The sequence below is a fragment of the Moritella sp. 36 genome, from assembly GCF_018219415.1.
Lineage (GTDB): Bacteria > Pseudomonadota > Gammaproteobacteria > Enterobacterales > Moritellaceae > Moritella.
Genome location: NZ_CP056120.1, coordinates 4,126,636 through 4,144,725, shown reverse-complemented (window position 1 = coordinate 4,144,725; position 18,090 = coordinate 4,126,636). Strand labels below are relative to the sequence as shown.

13 protein-coding genes are annotated in these 18,090 nt (G+C 40.5%); 10 read left to right on the top strand and 3 right to left on the bottom strand.

The features are described from left to right. The first annotated feature begins 8 nt into the window (after positions 1-8). The 8 genes from sstT to tadA all read left to right on the top strand — a co-directional run bounded on the left by sstT (position 9) and on the right by tadA (position 9,843). On the top strand, positions 9-1,223 hold the full coding sequence (gene sstT, locus HWV03_RS18305; RefSeq protein ID WP_211677193.1) for a serine/threonine transporter SstT: 1,215 nt from the start codon (positions 9-11) through the stop codon (positions 1,221-1,223). A gap of 233 nt (positions 1,224-1,456) precedes the next feature. Further along, positions 1,457-2,467, top strand: coding sequence for a low-specificity L-threonine aldolase (gene ltaE / locus HWV03_RS18300; RefSeq protein WP_211677191.1), 1,011 nt, complete (start codon positions 1,457-1,459; stop codon positions 2,465-2,467). 105 nt (positions 2,468-2,572) lie between these two features. Next, complete coding sequence (yciA, locus tag HWV03_RS18295; RefSeq protein WP_211677189.1) at positions 2,573-3,028, top strand: acyl-CoA thioester hydrolase YciA; 456 nt, start codon at positions 2,573-2,575, stop codon at positions 3,026-3,028. A 449-nt stretch (positions 3,029-3,477) separates the two neighbouring features. Beyond that, positions 3,478-4,332 (top strand): sigma-70 family RNA polymerase sigma factor, encoded by an 855-nt coding sequence (locus tag HWV03_RS18290; RefSeq protein ID WP_067046371.1) that lies wholly within the window; start codon positions 3,478-3,480, stop codon positions 4,330-4,332. Positions 4,333-4,520: 188 nt separating this feature from the next. Then, a complete protein-coding gene (locus HWV03_RS18285) occupies positions 4,521-6,209 on the top strand; it encodes an NAD-dependent malic enzyme (RefSeq protein WP_211677187.1) in 1,689 nt (562 codons plus the stop codon). Between the two features lie 241 nt (positions 6,210-6,450). Continuing rightward, the gene (locus HWV03_RS18280; RefSeq protein WP_211677185.1) at positions 6,451-7,641 is read left to right on the top strand and encodes a glycine C-acetyltransferase; all 1,191 of its coding nucleotides are present in this window, start codon (positions 6,451-6,453) and stop codon (positions 7,639-7,641) included. 18 nt (positions 7,642-7,659) lie between these two features. Then, positions 7,660-8,685, top strand: coding sequence for an L-threonine 3-dehydrogenase (gene tdh / locus HWV03_RS18275; protein WP_211677183.1), 1,026 nt, complete (start codon positions 7,660-7,662; stop codon positions 8,683-8,685). Positions 8,686-9,282: 597 nt separating this feature from the next. Then, a complete protein-coding gene (gene tadA / locus HWV03_RS18270) occupies positions 9,283-9,843 on the top strand; it encodes a tRNA adenosine(34) deaminase TadA (protein WP_211677181.1) in 561 nt (186 codons plus the stop codon). A gap of 14 nt (positions 9,844-9,857) precedes the next feature. Here tadA and HWV03_RS18265 read toward each other — a convergent pair whose 3' ends face one another. Further along, complete coding sequence (locus HWV03_RS18265; RefSeq protein WP_211677179.1) at positions 9,858-9,995, bottom strand: hypothetical protein; 138 nt, start codon at positions 9,993-9,995, stop codon at positions 9,858-9,860. 137 nt (positions 9,996-10,132) lie between these two features. Beyond that, positions 10,133-11,632: a membrane-bound lytic murein transglycosylase MltF gene (mltF, locus tag HWV03_RS18260; protein ID WP_255546912.1), complete on the bottom strand. Its 1,500-nt coding sequence runs from the start codon at positions 11,630-11,632 to the stop codon at positions 10,133-10,135. A gap of 255 nt (positions 11,633-11,887) precedes the next feature. On the opposite strand from mltF, the gene purL reads away from it, so the two are divergent. Together purL and HWV03_RS18250 are read left to right on the top strand one after the other, a co-directional pair. Beyond that, positions 11,888-15,781, top strand: coding sequence for a phosphoribosylformylglycinamidine synthase (gene purL / locus HWV03_RS18255; protein ID WP_211677177.1), 3,894 nt, complete (start codon positions 11,888-11,890; stop codon positions 15,779-15,781). 188 nt (positions 15,782-15,969) lie between these two features. Further along, positions 15,970-16,857, top strand: coding sequence for a chemotaxis protein (locus HWV03_RS18250; protein ID WP_211677168.1), 888 nt, complete (start codon positions 15,970-15,972; stop codon positions 16,855-16,857). 89 nt (positions 16,858-16,946) lie between these two features. Here the strand turns inward: HWV03_RS18250 and arcA are convergent, their stop codons facing one another. Next, a complete protein-coding gene (gene arcA / locus HWV03_RS18245) occupies positions 16,947-17,663 on the bottom strand; it encodes a two-component system response regulator ArcA (protein ID WP_211672872.1) in 717 nt (238 codons plus the stop codon). Positions 17,664-18,090 lie beyond the last annotated feature (427 nt).

The window sequence follows — 18,090 nt, the reverse complement described above, 5'->3', positions numbered from 1 at the left end:
GACGTGATATGGGTAGTAAAGTAGCAGGGCTTCTTCAACTGAGTTTGGTTAAGCAGATCATAATTAGTATTATTGCAGGTATCGCGTTAGCGTATGCAGCTCCTGAGATTGCTATAGAAGCAAGTTTATTTGGCGGATTGTTTGTTAGTGCGCTAAAAGCGATCGCACCTTTATTAGTATTTGTATTAGTTATCTCCGCGATAGCCAATCAAGAAGCGAATACCAATGCTAATATGCGCCCTGTTGTTATCTTGTATCTACTTGGCACCTTTGCTGCTGCGCTTGTCGCAGTTAGTTTAAGTTTCTTATTCCCTGTTCAGTTAGCCTTAATGACTGAAGGTGCAACGAATGCGGCACCAAGTAATATCACCGAAGTATTACGCAACCTGATTTATAAAGTGGTTGATAATCCAATTAATGCAATTGTTACCAGTAACTTTATTGGTGTATTAACTTGGGGTATTGGTTTTGGTGTTGCCTTGAAGCATGCATCATCGACGACCAAACAAGTGATCGGTGATATTGCTGGCGGTGTGTCTAAGATCGTGCATGTGGTGATCCGATTTGCACCGCTAGGTATTTTTGGTTTAGTGGCATCAACATTTGCGACCGTTGGTTTTTCTGCAATGGCAAGTTATACTCACTTGCTAGCGGTATTACTGGGTTCAATGGCTATTGTTGCATTAGTGATTAATCCGGCTATTTTATTTTTCATGTCACGTCAAAATCCGTACCCGCTTATTTTTCAGTGTTTACGTGAAAGTGGTATTACGGCGTTCTTCACGCGTTCATCTGCAGCCAATATTCCGGTAAATATGGAGTTGTGTAAAAAATTAAACTTACATAAAGATACTTACTCTGTTGCTATCCCGCTTGGTGCAACGATTAACATGGGCGGTGCGGCTATCACTATCACAGTACTGACTTTAGCGGCAGTTAATACCTTAGGTATTGCGGTTGATTTACCAACTGCCTTACTCTTAAGTATCATTGCGGCTATTTCTGCATGTGGCGCTTCTGGTGTTGCAGGTGGTTCATTATTGCTGATCCCATTAGCTTGTAGCTTATTTGGTATCGAGAACGATATTGCTATGCAAGTGGTTGCAACGGGCTTCATTATCGGTGTATTGCAAGACTCGGCAGAAACCGCGTTGAACAGCTCAACGGATGTGGTATTTACTGCTGCAGTAAGCCACGCTCATGCAAGAAAAACAGACGTATAAAATAGGTTACTAATCTGATTCACTTTGTGAGAACAGTATATCTATAATAAAGCAGCCAGTTAATGATAACTGGCTGCTTTTTTTTGATTAAATTTAACCTGACTCTTGTTATGCGGGTGTTATACTCATTTAAAATTCTAAGAACCGAAGTAGCAATAGATTAAAACATTAATCATCGGTTTAATGTGTAAATGTAGATTTTTGTATAGATATCGGCGAAAAGGAATAGACAAATGTTTGACTTTAGAAGTGATACAGTCACTCAGCCAACGGCAGAAATGCGCAGAGCCATGGCTACCGCCGTTGTCGGTGATGATGTTTATGGCGATGATCCAACGGTAAACAAGCTGGAAGAAATGGCTGCAGATCGTTATGGATTTGATGCTGCAATCTTTTGTTCGTCAGGCACGCAAGCGAACTTATTAGCTATCATGGCGCATTGCCAGCGTGGTGATGAATATATTTGTGGCCAAAATGCCCATAATTATCGTTGGGAAGGTGGCGGTGCGGCTGTGTTAGCTAGTGTACAACCACAACCTATTGCCAACGAGGCCGATGGCACGATCAGTCTACAAGCGATCCGTGACAATATTAAACCAGATGATGATCACCATGCTAAAACCAAATTGTTATCATTAGAAAATACTATTGGTGGTAAAGTTTTACCCCTTGAGTATTTAGCCCAAGCACAAGCGTTAGCATTTGATCATGGATTACGCATTCACCTTGATGGTGCGCGTGTTTTTAATGCTGCGGTTAAACTGAATGTCGATGCAAGTGAGATCACCCAATATTTTGATTCTGCATCTATCTGTTTATCGAAAGGACTTGCTGCACCGGTTGGTTCATTATTACTTGGTTCTGAGTCATTAATTCGCAGTGCAAGACGCTGGCGGAAGATGTTGGGTGGCGGTATGCGTCAAGCGGGTATTCTTGCCGCTGCAGGTATTTTAGCCTTAGATGAGCAAATTGATAAGTTAGCGATTGATCATGAAAACACACAATATTTAGCGGAACAATTATTGACACTGCCTGAGTTCACTTTTGATTTAGACAGTGTGCAAACCAACATGATATTTACTCAGTATTCCGGTAAAGATGGCAAAGCATTATCGGCATACTTACGCACTAAAGGCATCATTATTAGTGCGGGTTCAGCGATTCGTTTTGCTGTACACCAAGATATTACAGTCGACGCAATCGACTTATTAATTGCAGAGATCAAGCATTTTAATGCAATGTAAACCTAAGTCTTATTTCACATAAATAAGGCAGATATATACCCAAGCATCTTGAAGTAGTTTGGGTATAACTATAATTATTATAATAAAGGTAGTGTCGGAGTTATCATGTCAGATAAAACAACAGCAGTAGCAAAGAAGCAAAAATTGAAATTAGATAAATCGAGAATACCGACAGGTAGTTTGGTTTTACGTACTTTGGCAATGCCTGCTGATACCAATGCAAATGGTGATATTTTTGGTGGCTGGATCATGTCTCAAATGGATATTGCTGGCGGTATTTTAGCGAAGGAAATTGCACAGGGCAGGGTGGCCACTATTTCTGTCGATGGGATGACATTTCATCAACCGGTCGCGGTTGGTGATGTGGTTTGTTGTTATGGTACATGTTCTCGTATTGGTAATTCATCGATGACAATAAAGTTAGAAATTTGGGTTAAACCTGTGATTAATGCGCCGAAATTTAACTATCGTTATATTGTTACCGAAGCTACATTTACCTATGTCGCGATTGATGATAATGGTAAGTCTCGCCGTATCGAGCGTACTTGTGCTGTCGAATAATTGATATCAAGAATAATACTTGATATATAAGCGGAATATTTTTTTGATAAATATTCTGCTACTTCCTGCATTCTACTTCCTACCTTAATTGCTAAATAAAATGCGTTAGACTCTGTTTGATATCGACGATTAATTCATCGAGTAAGCTAGCTACTAAACATTGAGTTTTCAGTATAAAAACAATTGAAGTAAACTTATTAACAATAGAGTCTGATAATCATTATCTGGTCTGACCTTGTTTGGTTTTATCGTATTTTATTACTATTCTAGGAATGTCACTGTTTTTTTTAATAATTGCCTTTCAAAAGTGGAATTCCAGACTAACCTTATTTCTACTGAATTATTTTGTAATAACAATTTGTTTCTAGTTAGTTCTATAGTTGTTGCTAGGTATGTTTAATTTGTAAGCGTGGTTTCATGTGGAGAGACTCGCTTGGGGAGATAGAAAAATGGAATTATCTAACGAGTCGAATGCACTAGACGTATACATGTATCAAGTAAACCGAAGCAGTAAATTATTAACTAAAGAAGAAGAATATGAAACGGCGGTTGCTTCTCATGAAGGTGATGTAAAAGCCAGACAACGTATGATCCAATCGAATTTACGCCTAGTGATTAATATTGCCAAACGTTACCAGCATACTTCATTACCGTTAGTTGATATTATCCAAGAAGGGAATACTGGACTGATCCACGCGGTCGAAAAATTCGATGCAACTAAAGGTTTTCGTTTTTCCACTTATGCCGTTTGGTGGATCAAGAATAATATTGAACGCTTTATTATGAACCAGTCACGGACTATCCGTGTACCAATTCATATTGGGAAAGTATATAAACGCATTTTAAAAACCGCACGTGAACAAGAATTAGACTTGCAATGTAACCATGATGTGATGGCATTGGCAGAAATACTGGAAATGCAACACACACAAGTTACTGAAGTGTTATCCTATTATTTCAATGAAGCAAGTTTAGATAAAACGATCGTCACTGATCGTGATTCAAGTACCGCTTTGGTTGATATGCTAGAAGATTATTCTATTTGCAAACCGAACGATGAACTCGAAGATGCTGATACTTTATGTTATTTGGATGAAGTGCTAGGCCATTTATCTGAGCGTGATAGAAAAATCATTGAATTGAGATTCGGATTAGGTGAAGAAGATCCGCTGACTCTACATGTTATCGGCGAACGTCTATCCATGTCGAGAGAACGAATTCGCCAAATTATTAATTTTAGTTTACAGAAAATTCAGCCTGAGTTACTGCAAAATACAGTACAAAAACAAGATTATCTTAATTAAATAATCACCTTGCTGCTCACTAATTTTCTGTGTATATAAAAAGGAATATATTTTCAGCTATTATCGTTATCTTTAGTTTTTTTCTTTAGATTATGATAGCTTAGCCGAGTATATTCCTTCGTCATTTTAGCCCGTCCAGTTGTTACGACAGGTAGCATACTGCACTCTTTCATACATATGAGATATCAATGAGCACAACAAACCGTCCTCTGTATTTACCCTACGCTGGCTCTGCACTATTAGAAACCCCTTTATTAAATAAAGGTAGTGGTTTTAGTGCAATTGAGCGCCTAAGTTTCAACCTTACGGGCTTAATTCCCCCGATGGTTGAGTCTATTCAAGAACAATCTGAACGTGCTTATAAGCAGTTTTCAGGTTTTGAGAGTGCGATGGATAAACACGTTTATTTACGTAATATCCAAGATACCAATGAAACACTATTTTACCGTTTAGTTGATAATCATCTTGAAGAGATGATGCCTATTATTTATACGCCAACCGTTGGTGCCGCGTGTCAGCAGTTCTCAGATATTTACCGCCGTGCTCGTGGTTTATTTATCTCTTACCCTGAACGTGAAAACATCGATGATATTTTACATAATGTGAATAAACAGAATGTAAAAGTTATCGTAGTAACGGATGGTGAGCGTATTCTTGGTTTAGGTGACCAAGGTATCGGTGGAATGGGGATCCCCATTGGTAAGTTATCGCTATATACTTCATGTGGTGGTATTAGCCCCGCTAACTGTTTACCAATTGTGCTTGATGTTGGTACTAACAATGAAAATCGTTTACAAGATCCAATGTACATGGGCTGGCGCAAGCCGCGTATCGATCAAGACAAATATAATGAGTTCTTAGACTTATTTATTGATGCAGTCAAACGCCGCTGGCCAAATGTGTTATTGCAGTTTGAAGATTTTGCACAACAAAATGCAATGCCATTATTACAACGTTATAAAGATGAAATTTGTTGTTTCAATGATGATATCCAAGGCACTGCTGCCGTTACATTAGGTAGCTTAATGGCTGCTTGTCGCGCTGCGAAAACCAAACTAAGTGAACAGAAAGTTACCTTCTTAGGTGCGGGTTCTGCAGGTTGTGGCATTGCCGAACAAATCGTTGCCCAAATGAAGTCTGAAGGTCTTTCTGATGGTCAAGCGCGTGCACGTGTATTCATGGTTGACCGTTTTGGTGTACTCACAGACAAAATGCCAAATCTACTCGATTTCCAGCAGAAACTTGTACAGCATCAAGGTTTACGTGACGAGTGGGAAATTGACAGCGATGTGATCTCACTACTCGACGTGATGACACATGCTAAACCATCTATTCTAATTGGTGTATCAGGGCAGCCGGGTCTGTTTACTGAGCAAGTCATTAAAACCATGGCTGCAAATACTGAGCGTCCGATTATATTCCCGTTAAGTAACCCGACATCACGAGTTGAAGCTACGCCACAAGATCTTATCCGCTGGACAGAAGGTCGTGCATTAGTAGCAACTGGTAGCCCGTTCCCAGCGGTAAGTTATGGTGATGAATTGATCACTATTGCACAGTGTAACAATAGCTACATTTTTCCAGGTATAGGTTTAGGTGTGCTGGCTGCAAAAGCGACGCGTGTAACAAATGCAATGTTAATGGCGGCAAGTCGTGCATTAGCAGATTGTTCACCGTTAGGTCGTGATGGTGAAGGTCCATTATTACCGCCACTAACGGACATTCATTCGGTAAGTAAAGAGATTGCTTTCTGGGTAGCTAAAACAGCACAACTGCAAGGTGTTGCTCTGCAGACTTCTGATGAAGCGATCCGTAACAAGATTGAAAAGAGCTTCTGGTTACCAGAGTATCGTGAATATAAGCGTGTTGCTAACTAGTTTATACCGCTAAATATGCAATGCATATAGGTATTCTATACTGATGTTAAAAAAAACCAGCTACTTTAGCTGGTTTTTTTTATCAAGTTTATTGGTTATATGTTGCAATAAGTCGTGCTGCGTAACAATTTTGCAAAAAATACTTGTGTATTTGCCATATACTTCTGGCTTGATCAGCTATGTTTAGTAGAATGCGTGGCGTTTCTCTATCAAATTGACATTAACCTTAGGAGTTGGCCAGATGACCACATCATTTTATTCGCAAATTCAATCTCAGCTAGAACAAACTAAAGCTGATGGCCTTTATAAAAACGAACGAGTGATTACTTCAGCCCAAAATGCCAACATTCAAGTGGCAGGTAATGAAGTTGTTAACTTCTGTGCGAATAACTATTTAGGTTTGGCTAACCATACAGACTTAATTGCGGCTGCACAATCAGGTTTAGATAGCCACGGTTTTGGTATGGCGTCAGTACGCTTTATCTGTGGTACACAAGACAAACATAAAGAATTAGAAAGCAAGATCAGTACTTTCCTTGGTATGGAAGATACTATCTTATATACGTCTTGTTTTGATGCAAACACGGGTTTATTCGAGACGTTATTAAGTGCAGAAGATGCCATTATCTCTGACGAACTAAACCACGCGTCAATCATTGATGGCGTACGTCTATGTAAAGCAAAACGCTTCCGTTACAAAAATAACAACATGGCATCACTAGAAGAGCAACTTATTGCTGCTGATGCTGCAGGTGTGCGTCACAAGCTGATCGCAACTGATGGTGTATTCTCAATGGATGGCGTGATCGCTAATCTACAAGGTGTTTGTGACCTTGCAGATAAGTACAACGCATTAGTGATGGTTGACGATTCACACGCTGTTGGTTTTGTTGGTGAAGGCGGCCGTGGTACTCCTGAACATTGTGGCGTAATGGATCGTGTTGACATCATCACGGGTACATTAGGCAAAGCATTAGGTGGCGCGTCAGGCGGTTACACATCAGCTAAAAAAGAAGTTGTTGACTGGTTACGTCAGCGTTCACGTCCATACTTATTCTCAAACTCGGTTGCGCCTGCGATTGTTGCTGCATCAATTCGTGTTATCGATATGATGGAAGAAGGTCATGATTTACGTGCAAAAGTTAAATCAAATGCAGAACATTTCCGCCGTGAAATGGGCGCAGCTGGATTTACACTTGCAGGTGCTGACCACGCAATTGTACCGGTAATGATTGGCGATGCTGCATTGGCTGCTGAAATGTCAGAGCGTTTATTAGCAGAAGGCATTTATGTAATTGGCTTCTCTTTCCCAGTGGTTCCACATGGTAAAGCACGTATCCGTACACAAATGTCAGCAGCGCACAGCATAGAACAAATTGATATTGCAATTGCTGAATTTACCCGTATTGGTAAAGATCTTGGCATCATCTAAATAAGTGGATTAAAGAAAATGAAAGCACTAGCAAAATTAAAACCTGAACAAGGTATTTGGATGACAGATGTGGAAAAGCCAACGCTTGGCCACAATGATTTGTTAATCAAGATCCGAAAAACCGCTATTTGTGGTACAGATATCCATATTTATAACTGGGATGAATGGTCACAAAAAACGATCCCAGTACCTATGGTTGTAGGTCACGAGTATGTAGGTGAAGTTGTTGGCATCGGCCAAGAAGTTCGTGGTTTCACATTAGGTGATCGTGTTTCTGGTGAAGGTCACATTACGTGTGGTCACTGTCGTAACTGTCGTGCAGGTCGCACACATTTATGCCGAAATACAACAGGTGTTGGTGTTAACCGTGAAGGCGCATTTGCTGAATATTTAGTCATTCCTGCATTTAACGCATTCAAACTACCAGATGATATTTCTGATGACATGGCTGCAATCTTTGACCCATTTGGTAACGCTGTACACACTGCCTTATCATTTGATGTGGTTGGTGAAGATGTATTAATTACTGGTGCTGGCCCAATTGGTATCATGGCTGCAGCAGTATGTAAGCACGTTGGTGCACGTAATGTTGTGATCACGGATGTGAATGAATTCCGTTTAGACCTCGCTCGTAAAATGGGTGTTACACGTGCGGTTAACGTAATCACAGAGTCACTTAAAGATGTGATGGATGAACTGAAAATGACAGAAGGCTTCGATGTTGGCCTTGAAATGTCAGGTGTGCCATCTGCATTTAGCGATATGCTAGACAAGATGAATCATGGCGGTAAAGTTGCTATGTTGGGAATTCCACCTAATGACATGAGCATCGAATGGGGGAATGTTATCTTTAAAGGTCTAGTCATTAAAGGTATCTATGGTCGTGAAATGTTTGAAACTTGGTACAAAATGGCTGCATTAATCCAGTCAGGTTTAGACCTAACGCCAATTATCACGCATAACTTCCCAATTGATCAATTCCAAGAAGGTTTTGATATTATGCGTTCTGGTATGTCAGGTAAAGTTATCCTAGATTGGGATTAAGCTAATATCTTTATGACATAATACTGTTGAAAGGGTAAGTCTGATTATGTCTGGCTTGCCTTTTTTTATGCGCGGTATTTTTATTTTATCTTATCTTTATACAAGTATTATAGTTATATCATAAAAATGTTATAGTATAACAAGTTGTTTCTTTTATAGTGAATAGTAATTACAAATGACGATCCCTTCCTCTTCATTCGAACCTTCTTTTTTCCAGTCCTATTTGCGCTACATCTTAGCGTATCTAATGGTCGTTGGTTCATTTATTGCGTTTTGGTATTATGATTCATCGCCGTGGACCTCGGCAGAGTATTACTATATAGAGCAGTTTACTACATGTGTTTTCAGTGACCCATCAACTGAAATCGAAACCACATTTAAGGATGTCACTATTTATCATGCGAATAGTCTTTCGTTATTGATTAACACTGCCGAGATTACTATTAGTTATCATGACTCAGAGGTAGACTGCACATAAATTAGCGTCTCAATCTTTATACCATATGTATATTGTGACGAGTATTGGAAATATTATACGATTGATGGTGGCTTTTGTTATGGTATTATCTTTATAAATTACACGTATTGTAGATATTCATGACTGAAGACATCACTGAAAACAGTAGCCCTTTAAGCAATTTAGATATTAATTTAGCCCTTACTCCTGAACAGATTCAAGCTGATGAGCGCTGGATGCAACACGCTATTATGTTAGCAGGGAAGGCCGAAGCTATTGATGAAGTTCCCGTGGGAGCTGTCATTGTACTCGATGATAAAATCATCGGGGAAGGTTGGAATCAATCGATTCATTTACATGATGCGACGGCCCATGCCGAAATCATGGCATTACGTGAAGCGGGTAAAAAAGTCGAGAACTACCGACTCATTGATGCCACCTTGTATGTCACGTTAGAACCATGCTCTATGTGTGCAGGTGCGATGGTACACAGTCGAGTGAAACGTTTGGTGTATGGTGCGGTAGATTTGAAAACGGGTGCGGCGGGGTCAGTATTTAATTTGGTCGATCATCCAAAATTGAATCATCAAATTGAAGTGCATTCAGGGGTTTTTGCTAGTGAGACCGGCGCATTATTGAGTGAATTCTTTAGACGTCGCCGGAAAGAAAAAAAAGCCCTGAAGCTTTTACAAAAAGGTTAAGCTCGTACAGCGGGCTAGCCGTCAAAGTTGGCCTCTTGTTCATTTTGTAAAAAGAATGAACGCTGGCGATTAAGTAGTGAACGGTTTATTCTTGAACGTGATATTTGGCGTCTTGGTGTTTTAATTTTTAATCTTGCTCTGTTCTTCAGCATCTTGTTTTCCTTTGATTTCGCTGCCTAGTCCTAGGCGTTCTTTTGTCTTTATGTTCATTAACATACAGTAATATAAATAATATGCACATGAAACTTTTATGTCAGTTTTATGCGTATAGTGTGACAACAGACGGGTGTTATTCTATATCTGTTATCATCAGTGTTAGCCCTGTTTCAGTTGAAAGTTCAAAACCGACATCACGGGCGACTTGCTCGGTCATATTAATCTGTTCATCAAACCAACGTAAGCTATCGTAATATTTACGAATATTACTCACGTACTTGACGGCCTCATTACCTCGAGCATAGCCAAAGCGCGTATATTTATACCATTTAGGTTGTTGTAATAGTGGGATGATCGCTTTGACTTCCGCCCAGCTGTTCTCATTTCCACCCAATTTTTCAGTGATCTTTCTTGCATCTATTAGATGGCTATAACCTATATTATAGGCGGCTAATGCAAACCAGGGTTTTTCATGCTCAGAAATAGTATCGGGTAAACGCTTGATCAGTTTTGCTAAGTAGGCTGAACCAGCTCGCACACTTTGTTCTGCATCAATACGTGAGGTGACACCAAATTCTCTCGCGGTTGGCCAAGTAAGCATCATCATGCCGCGTACACCCGTTGGTGAGCGTGCTTTGGGGTTCCAATGGGATTCTTGGTAGCTGACCGCTGCGAGTAAGCGCCAATCGAGCTCTCCAGCATATTGACGGAACAGTCCTTCGTATTTAGGTAATTGTGAATTTACGCGACGTAAGAAAGTACGCGTGTCGACAAAATCAAAGGTATCAATATGACCAAAGTACTTCTCTTGTAGTTGCTCCATTGCGCCGCTGACTTGCTGCAAGGTAAAAAAGGCAAGCACGGCATTGGCTAAGCTATCATCGTTATTTTTTTCCATCAACCAAACAATATCGAGATCGTCTTCTAGTACGAAGGCTTTATTCAGGTGTGGGTAATAGTACTGATGTTGAGATAAGGAGGTATCATCTGCAATCGCCAATTTGATAGTACCTTCTTCTAAATTACTGAATAAAATATCTTCGTCGGGGAAGGTTTTATAAGTTAGGTTTAGTTCGGGATAATCATGCTGTAGTTGCTGTAAATATTCTTCATGGCTTGAACTTTTTACCACATAAATAGGATCGTTTATCTGTTGTAAGTTACGTGGTCTAAGACTGCCTTTACGATAGATGAGAAGTTGTTTTACTTGATAGTAACTTGGTCCCATTCGATATTCTTTTAGGCGTTTTTCGGTACGTGTTAAACCACCCGCAGATAAAGCGATGGGTTTAACTTTCGTATTTTTACTTTCCAGCATACTTTTCAGTGAATGGTGCGGATGAATCACTAATTTAACACCGAGATAATCACTAAATTGTTTCAATAACTCATATTCAAGACCCGCTGGCTTGTTACCTTCTAGGTAGTAGTTGGCAGGGCCATAAATGGTATTGATATGTAATTCTCCCGCATCTTGGATCTTTTCTAACTGAGTACGCTCATCCTTTTCTTGAATGCAGCCGGAAACAACCAGGCTCAAAATAATGATTAAGCTGGGTTTTAAAAAGAGTTGTAAGCGAGTGAAAAATACCTGCAAGTAAGCACCTTTTTGTATGAAAATATAAATATACATATTGGATCTATCTTTATAGCGTTTTCATTGCCATTACACAACCGTTAATCACAATGAGCTGTATAAAAAAACAGTGTTAGTATTTATGCGTGAAATGACAATGTTATCAATACTGTTAACGATGTTATCGACTAAGGATTGAAAAAAAAGATTAGTAAATTAACTTGTTGGTCATGTAACGCTATCGTTATTGTAATTATTTGCATATAATGACCGGGATTTTTCCCCAGTAACCCTTTTAGTGAGAAAAAGTTAATGCATATAATGCGAGGAGCGCCAGCGCTTTCTGAGTTTCGTACTAATAAATTAGTCGAACGTTGTAATGATGTAGGATTATCGGATATAACAATTTACGCGGAGTACATTCATTTTGCTGATGTAACAGCCCCGCTCAGTGACAATGAACGGAGTGTCCTGGAAAAGTTGTTGACCTACGGGCCAAGAATTGCAGAGCACGCTCCCGAAGGAACTCTCCTTCTCGTCACTCCTCGTCCCGGCACTATCTCTCCTTGGTCTTCTAAATCTACCGACATCGCAATCAACTGCGGCCTTTCTAAAATAAAACGTCTTGAACGTGGCATCGCTTACTACATATCTTCATCTACACCACTTACACCAACCCAACTACAAACTGCAGCAAGTCTTGTGCACGACCGTATGATGGAAGTTGTATTTGATTGTTTAGATGCAGCTGAACAATTATTTGTTCAAGCACAAGCGCGTCCGTTAAAGTCGGTTGATATCTTAGAGGGTGGCCGTGAGGCACTTGTTGATGCGAATGTTAAATTAGGTTTAGCACTGGCTGAAGATGAAATCGATTATTTGATTGCGAGCTTTACTCAATTAAAGCGTAATCCAAATGACATCGAATTAATGATGTTTGCTCAAGCAAACTCAGAGCATTGTCGTCATAAGATTTTTAATGCTGATTGGACTATTGATGGCCAAGAGCAAGAAAAATCATTATTCAAGATGATCAAGAACACCTTCGAACAAACAGGTGATCATGTTTTATCTGCATATAAAGATAATGCTTCTGTGATGGAAGGTTCAAAAGCCGGCCGTTTCTTCCCTGATCCACAAACTCACCAGTATGAATATCACCAAGAAGATATCCAAATTCTGATGAAAGTTGAGACGCACAATCACCCAACTGCAATTTCGCCTTGGCCAGGTGCCGCGACGGGTTCAGGTGGTGAAATCCGTGATGAAGGCGCAACGGGTCGTGGTTCGAAACCAAAAGCAGGTTTAGTTGGCTTTACGGTATCTAACTTACGTATTCCAGAATTTGAACAGCCATGGGAAACCGACTTTGGTAAGCCAGGTCGTATTGTTAGTGCATTAGACATTATGCTAGAAGGTCCTTTGGGTGGCGCAGCATTTAATAACGAATTTGGTCGTCCTAACCTATTAGGTTATTTCCGTACTTATGAAGCTGAAGTTAACAGCCATAATGGTGTGGAAGTACGTGGTTACCACAAGCCGATTATGCTGGCTGGTGGTTTGGGTAATATCCGTGACCAACACATTAAAAAGGGTGATATCCCAGTAGGCGCGAAACTTATCGCACTGGGTGGTCCTGCAATGAACATTGGTTTAGGTGGCAGTGCTGCTTCATCGATGGATTCAGGTCAATCACACGAAGATTTAGATTTTGCTTCTGTACAGCGTGAAAACCCAGAAATGGAACGTCGTTGTCAAGAAGTTATCGACCGCTGCTGGCAGCTTGGTGAAGACAATCCAATTGCCTTCATTCACGATGTGGGCGCGGGTGGTTTATCAAACGCATTCCCTGAACTTGTGCATGACGGTGGTCGTGGTGCTCAGTTTGAATTGCGTGATATCAACAATGATGAACCTGGCATGTCACCGCTTGAAATTTGGTGTAATGAATCTCAAGAACGCTACGTAATGGCTGTTGCACCTGAAAACCTAGCAACATTCGAAGCGATTTGTAAGCGTGAACGTGCTCCATTCTCAGTGGTTGGTGTAGCGACTGAAGAGTTGCATTTGTCTGTAACGGATTCGTTATTAGACGAACAGCCAATTGATATGCCAATGGAAGTATTATTAGGTAAAGCACCTAAGATGCACCGTGAAGCAACAACGCTAGTGACTGAAGGTGAAGCATTAGACTTTACTGGTGTCACAGTTAAAGATGCAGCTGAACGTTTATTACGTTTACCTGCGATTGCAGAAAAGACGTTCTTAATCACGATTGGTGACCGCTCGGTAACGGGTCTGGTTGCACGTGATCAAATGGTTGGCCCTTGGCAGGTTCCTGTTGCCGATTGTGCTGTAACTGCGGCAAGTTTTGATACTTACGCTGGTGAAGCAATGGCTATTGGTGAACGTACGCCACTCGCACTGTTAAACTTCCCTGCATCTAGCCGTATGGCGGTTGCTGAAGCATTAACAAATATCGCAGCAACAGAAATTGGTGATTTAACACGTATTAACCTTTCTGCTAACTGGATGTCTGCAGCGGGTCACCCTGGTGAAGATGCTGGTTTATATGCAGCGGTTAAAGCGGTAGGTGAAGAACTTTGTCCTGAATTGAACCTTACTATTCCAGTAGGTAAAGATTCAATGTCGATGAAGACACGCTGGGAAGATGAAGGTGAAAACAAAGAAGTTACATCACCATTATCACTGATTATAACTGCGTTCGGTCGTGTGACTGACGTACGTAAAACAGTAACACCACAGCTACGCACTGACAAAGGCGCGACAGACCTTATCCTAATAGACTTAGGTAATGGTCAAAATCGCCTAGGTGCATCTTCATTAGCACAAGTATACAAGCAACTGGGTCAACAGACGCCAGATGTGGATAGCGCAGAACAGTTGAAAGGCTTCTTCGATGCGATGCAAGTGTTGGTGAAAGAGCAATCTTTACTGGCTTATCATGACCGCAGTGACGGTGGTTTATTCTCAACAGTAACAGAGATGGCATTTGCTGGTCACTGTGGTGTTGACGTTGAACTTGATATGCTAGGTACAGATGATCTTGCTGCACTTTACTCTGAAGAGTTAGGCGCGGTGATCCAAGTATCTTCAGCAATGAAAGAGCAAGTACTAACAACATTAGCAGGCCACGGTCTAGCTGCATGTTGCCATGTGATTGGTTCTACAAATGAAGATGACATGGTTCGCTTTACACGTAATGGTGAAAATGTATTAGCGGAAACGCGTACACATTACCGTGCAGTGTGGGCTGAAACAACGCTGAAAATGCAAGCGCTGCGTGATAACCCAAGTTGTGCTCAAGAAGAATTCGACCTTAAACTTGATGTGAAAGACCCTGGTTTAAACGTTAACTTAAGCTTTGATGTTAAAGAAGATATTGCAGCACCTTATATAGCTACTGGTGTACAACCAAAAATGGCGATACTTCGTGAGCAGGGTGTAAACTCACAAACGGAAATGGCTGCTGCATTTGATCGTGCTGGCTTCGCTGCTCAAGATATTCACATGAGTGATATTCTTGCTGGTCGCGTTAATCTAGAAGACTTCGCTGGCTTAGTTGCTTGTGGTGGTTTCTCTTATGGTGACGTACTGGGTGCGGGTGAAGGTTGGGCTAAGTCAATCTTATTTAACCCACAAGCTCGTGACCAGTTTGCTGCTTTCTTCGAGCGTGAAGACAGCTTCTCACTGGGTGTATGTAATGGTTGTCAGATGTTATCTAACTTGGGTGAACTTATCCCAGGCTCTGAATTATGGCCACGTTTCGTTACTAACCAATCAGAACGTTTTGAAGCACGTTTCAGCTTGGTTGAAGTACCGAAGAATCCGTCAATATTCTTAGGTGACATGGCGGGTTCAAGAATGCCAATCGCTGTATCTCACGGTGAAGGTCGTATTGAATTACGTGATGATGCACATCTGCAAGCACTACAGAGCAGTGGTACAGTTGCGCTTAACTTCGTTGATAACTACGGTCAACCTACGACGCAATACCCATCTAATCCAAATGGTTCGCCATTAGGTATTACGGGTCTAACGACGACCGATGGTCGCGTAACTATCATGATGCCACATCCGGAACGTGTATTCCGTACGGTAAGCAACTCATGGCATCCAGAAGAATGGGGTGAAGACAGCCCTTGGATGCGTATGTTCCGTAATGCGCGAGTGAACTTAGGTTAATCGCACTTAGATTAATTTTAGGTCACCCGTCACTCGGTTGATATGTTAATGAATGAAAGGTCGCAATTATTGCGGCCTTTTTTTGCTTTTACTCGTGCTATATTGATTATATAAAACAATATAAATGCTTAATTATGCTATAGTCTTAGGCGTTTAGTGAATGTATTAATTAATCATTAGGAAGGGTAATGAGTCAGTCACAAGGTTTATTATTATTTAAGTTGAATCTCCAGCAAAAATTTGCAATTGGCACGTTGAAAGTGCAAGAAATTGTCCCCTCCACACGTTTGTATTCTTTACCCGGTTCCCACCCCATGGTGATGGGCGCAGCGACACTACGTGGTCGGACAATTCCTATTATCGATATGGCGAGTGCTGTTGGCTATCGGCCAGTCAGTCAAGAAGAATATGACTCGTGTAATATTATCATTACGGATTGTAGCCGTCAGGTCGTTGGTTTTCTGGTGCGTCATATTGATAAGATTATGGATTGTAGTTGGAAAGATATCTCGGCTCCAGATTCATCTCTTGGCTGTAATATATATACCACAGGGGTGATGCACCTTGATGACCAATTGGTGCAGCTCATGGATGTTGAACGCTTGTTAGCTGACATTTATCCTGATGAAGACGTTGAGTTGCCCCAGTTTACAGAACTTGAGCTTGAGGAGCTTCGTACCAAAGAAATTTTGGTTGTGGATGATTCAATGGTTGCGCGTAATCAACTTGGTAGCGCGTTAGACGCTGCAGGTATCCATTATCAGGTGTCTAAAAATGGCCAAGATGCATTAGCTATGATGCAGTCAGCTGTCGAAGCTGGTAACCCTATTGATGTGTTGGTTAGTGATATTGAAATGCCGGGATTAGATGGCTATGAAGTTGCGTTTGAAGTGCGTAGTACGCCCAACGTATCTGCGACTTATATTATTCTTCATACTTCGTTATCAAGTGCGATTAGCACTGAACGTGCGCAGCAAATTGGTGCTGATGAAGCGCTGACTAAATTTGATGCAAGCGAGTTATTACAAGCGATTTTACGTGGAGTAAAAGGGCGAGATAAGATTACTCTGATTTAACACGCACGAATGCTAGGCACAAAAAAAAGCGCTATTTAGCGCTTTTTTATTATTTATAGTACCTTCACGGTATCGCTAGCAGTGTATGCTTAGCTTAATTCACCACAAAAACGGTAACCTTCACCGTGGATTGTTGCGATGATTTCTGGTGTATCTGCAATGCTTTCGAAATGTTTACGGATACGACGAATAGTTACATCAACAGTACGATCGTGTGGTTTTAGTTCACGGCCTGTCATCTTTTTCAATAACATTGCACGTGTTTGAATTTTACCTGGATTCTCTACAAAGTGTAGCATTGCACGGAATTCACTACGGGGTAGTTTGAATGAATCATCCAGTGGACTAATCAAAGAACGGCTGTTGATATTTAAACGCCAGCCATTAAATTCATATTCTTCTACGATCGCTTTTTCTTCGTCTGCTACTGGGGCTTTAGTAAAAGTACGGCCGAGTAGGTTACGTGCTCGAATCGTTAATTCACGTGGATTGAATGGTTTAGTAATGTAGTCATCAGCACCAATTTCTAGACCTAAAATCTTGTCAACTTCATTGTCGCGACCAGTTAAAAACATGAGAGCTAAATTATGTTTGTCACGTAGTTCACGTGCTAACAGTAAGCCATTTTTACCTGGAAGATTAATATCCATGATTACCAAGCTTATAGGGTTATTGGTAATGATCTCATACATTTCATCGCCGTTACTTGCTTCATGTACTGAATAGCCTTCAGCTTCGAAGATGCTTTTTAGGGTGTTACGTGTAACGAGTTCATCTTCTACGATAAGAATGTTTGGGGTTTGCATAAACGTACCTAGTTTCGCTTTGGATCAAATAGTGCCCAGATTATTGATATCAATTAATCGGGGAGTAAGAGTAATACATCCATGAAATATAAGACTATTTATCTAAAACAGCTGACTGTGGCAGGATATCTAGTTTTATGGCGTCCTTAACTATAGGATTATATGTTATTAACAGCAGTATAACAACCTAATGTAATTATGTTACGTAATAACTAAACGTGATTTGATATTTATCAAATAACCCCCATTGGTTATATTTTAGTTGAAGTGAATGTTTTCCATATTTAAGTAAATGAAGAATAGTGATACAAGGATAAATCATATATTCATTTAAGTTATATAAATCAAATTGTTATAATTTTGTTCTATATGTTTAATATTGTTTAATGATTGAGTTACTCGGACTTGACTCAGCTCACATTGTTCG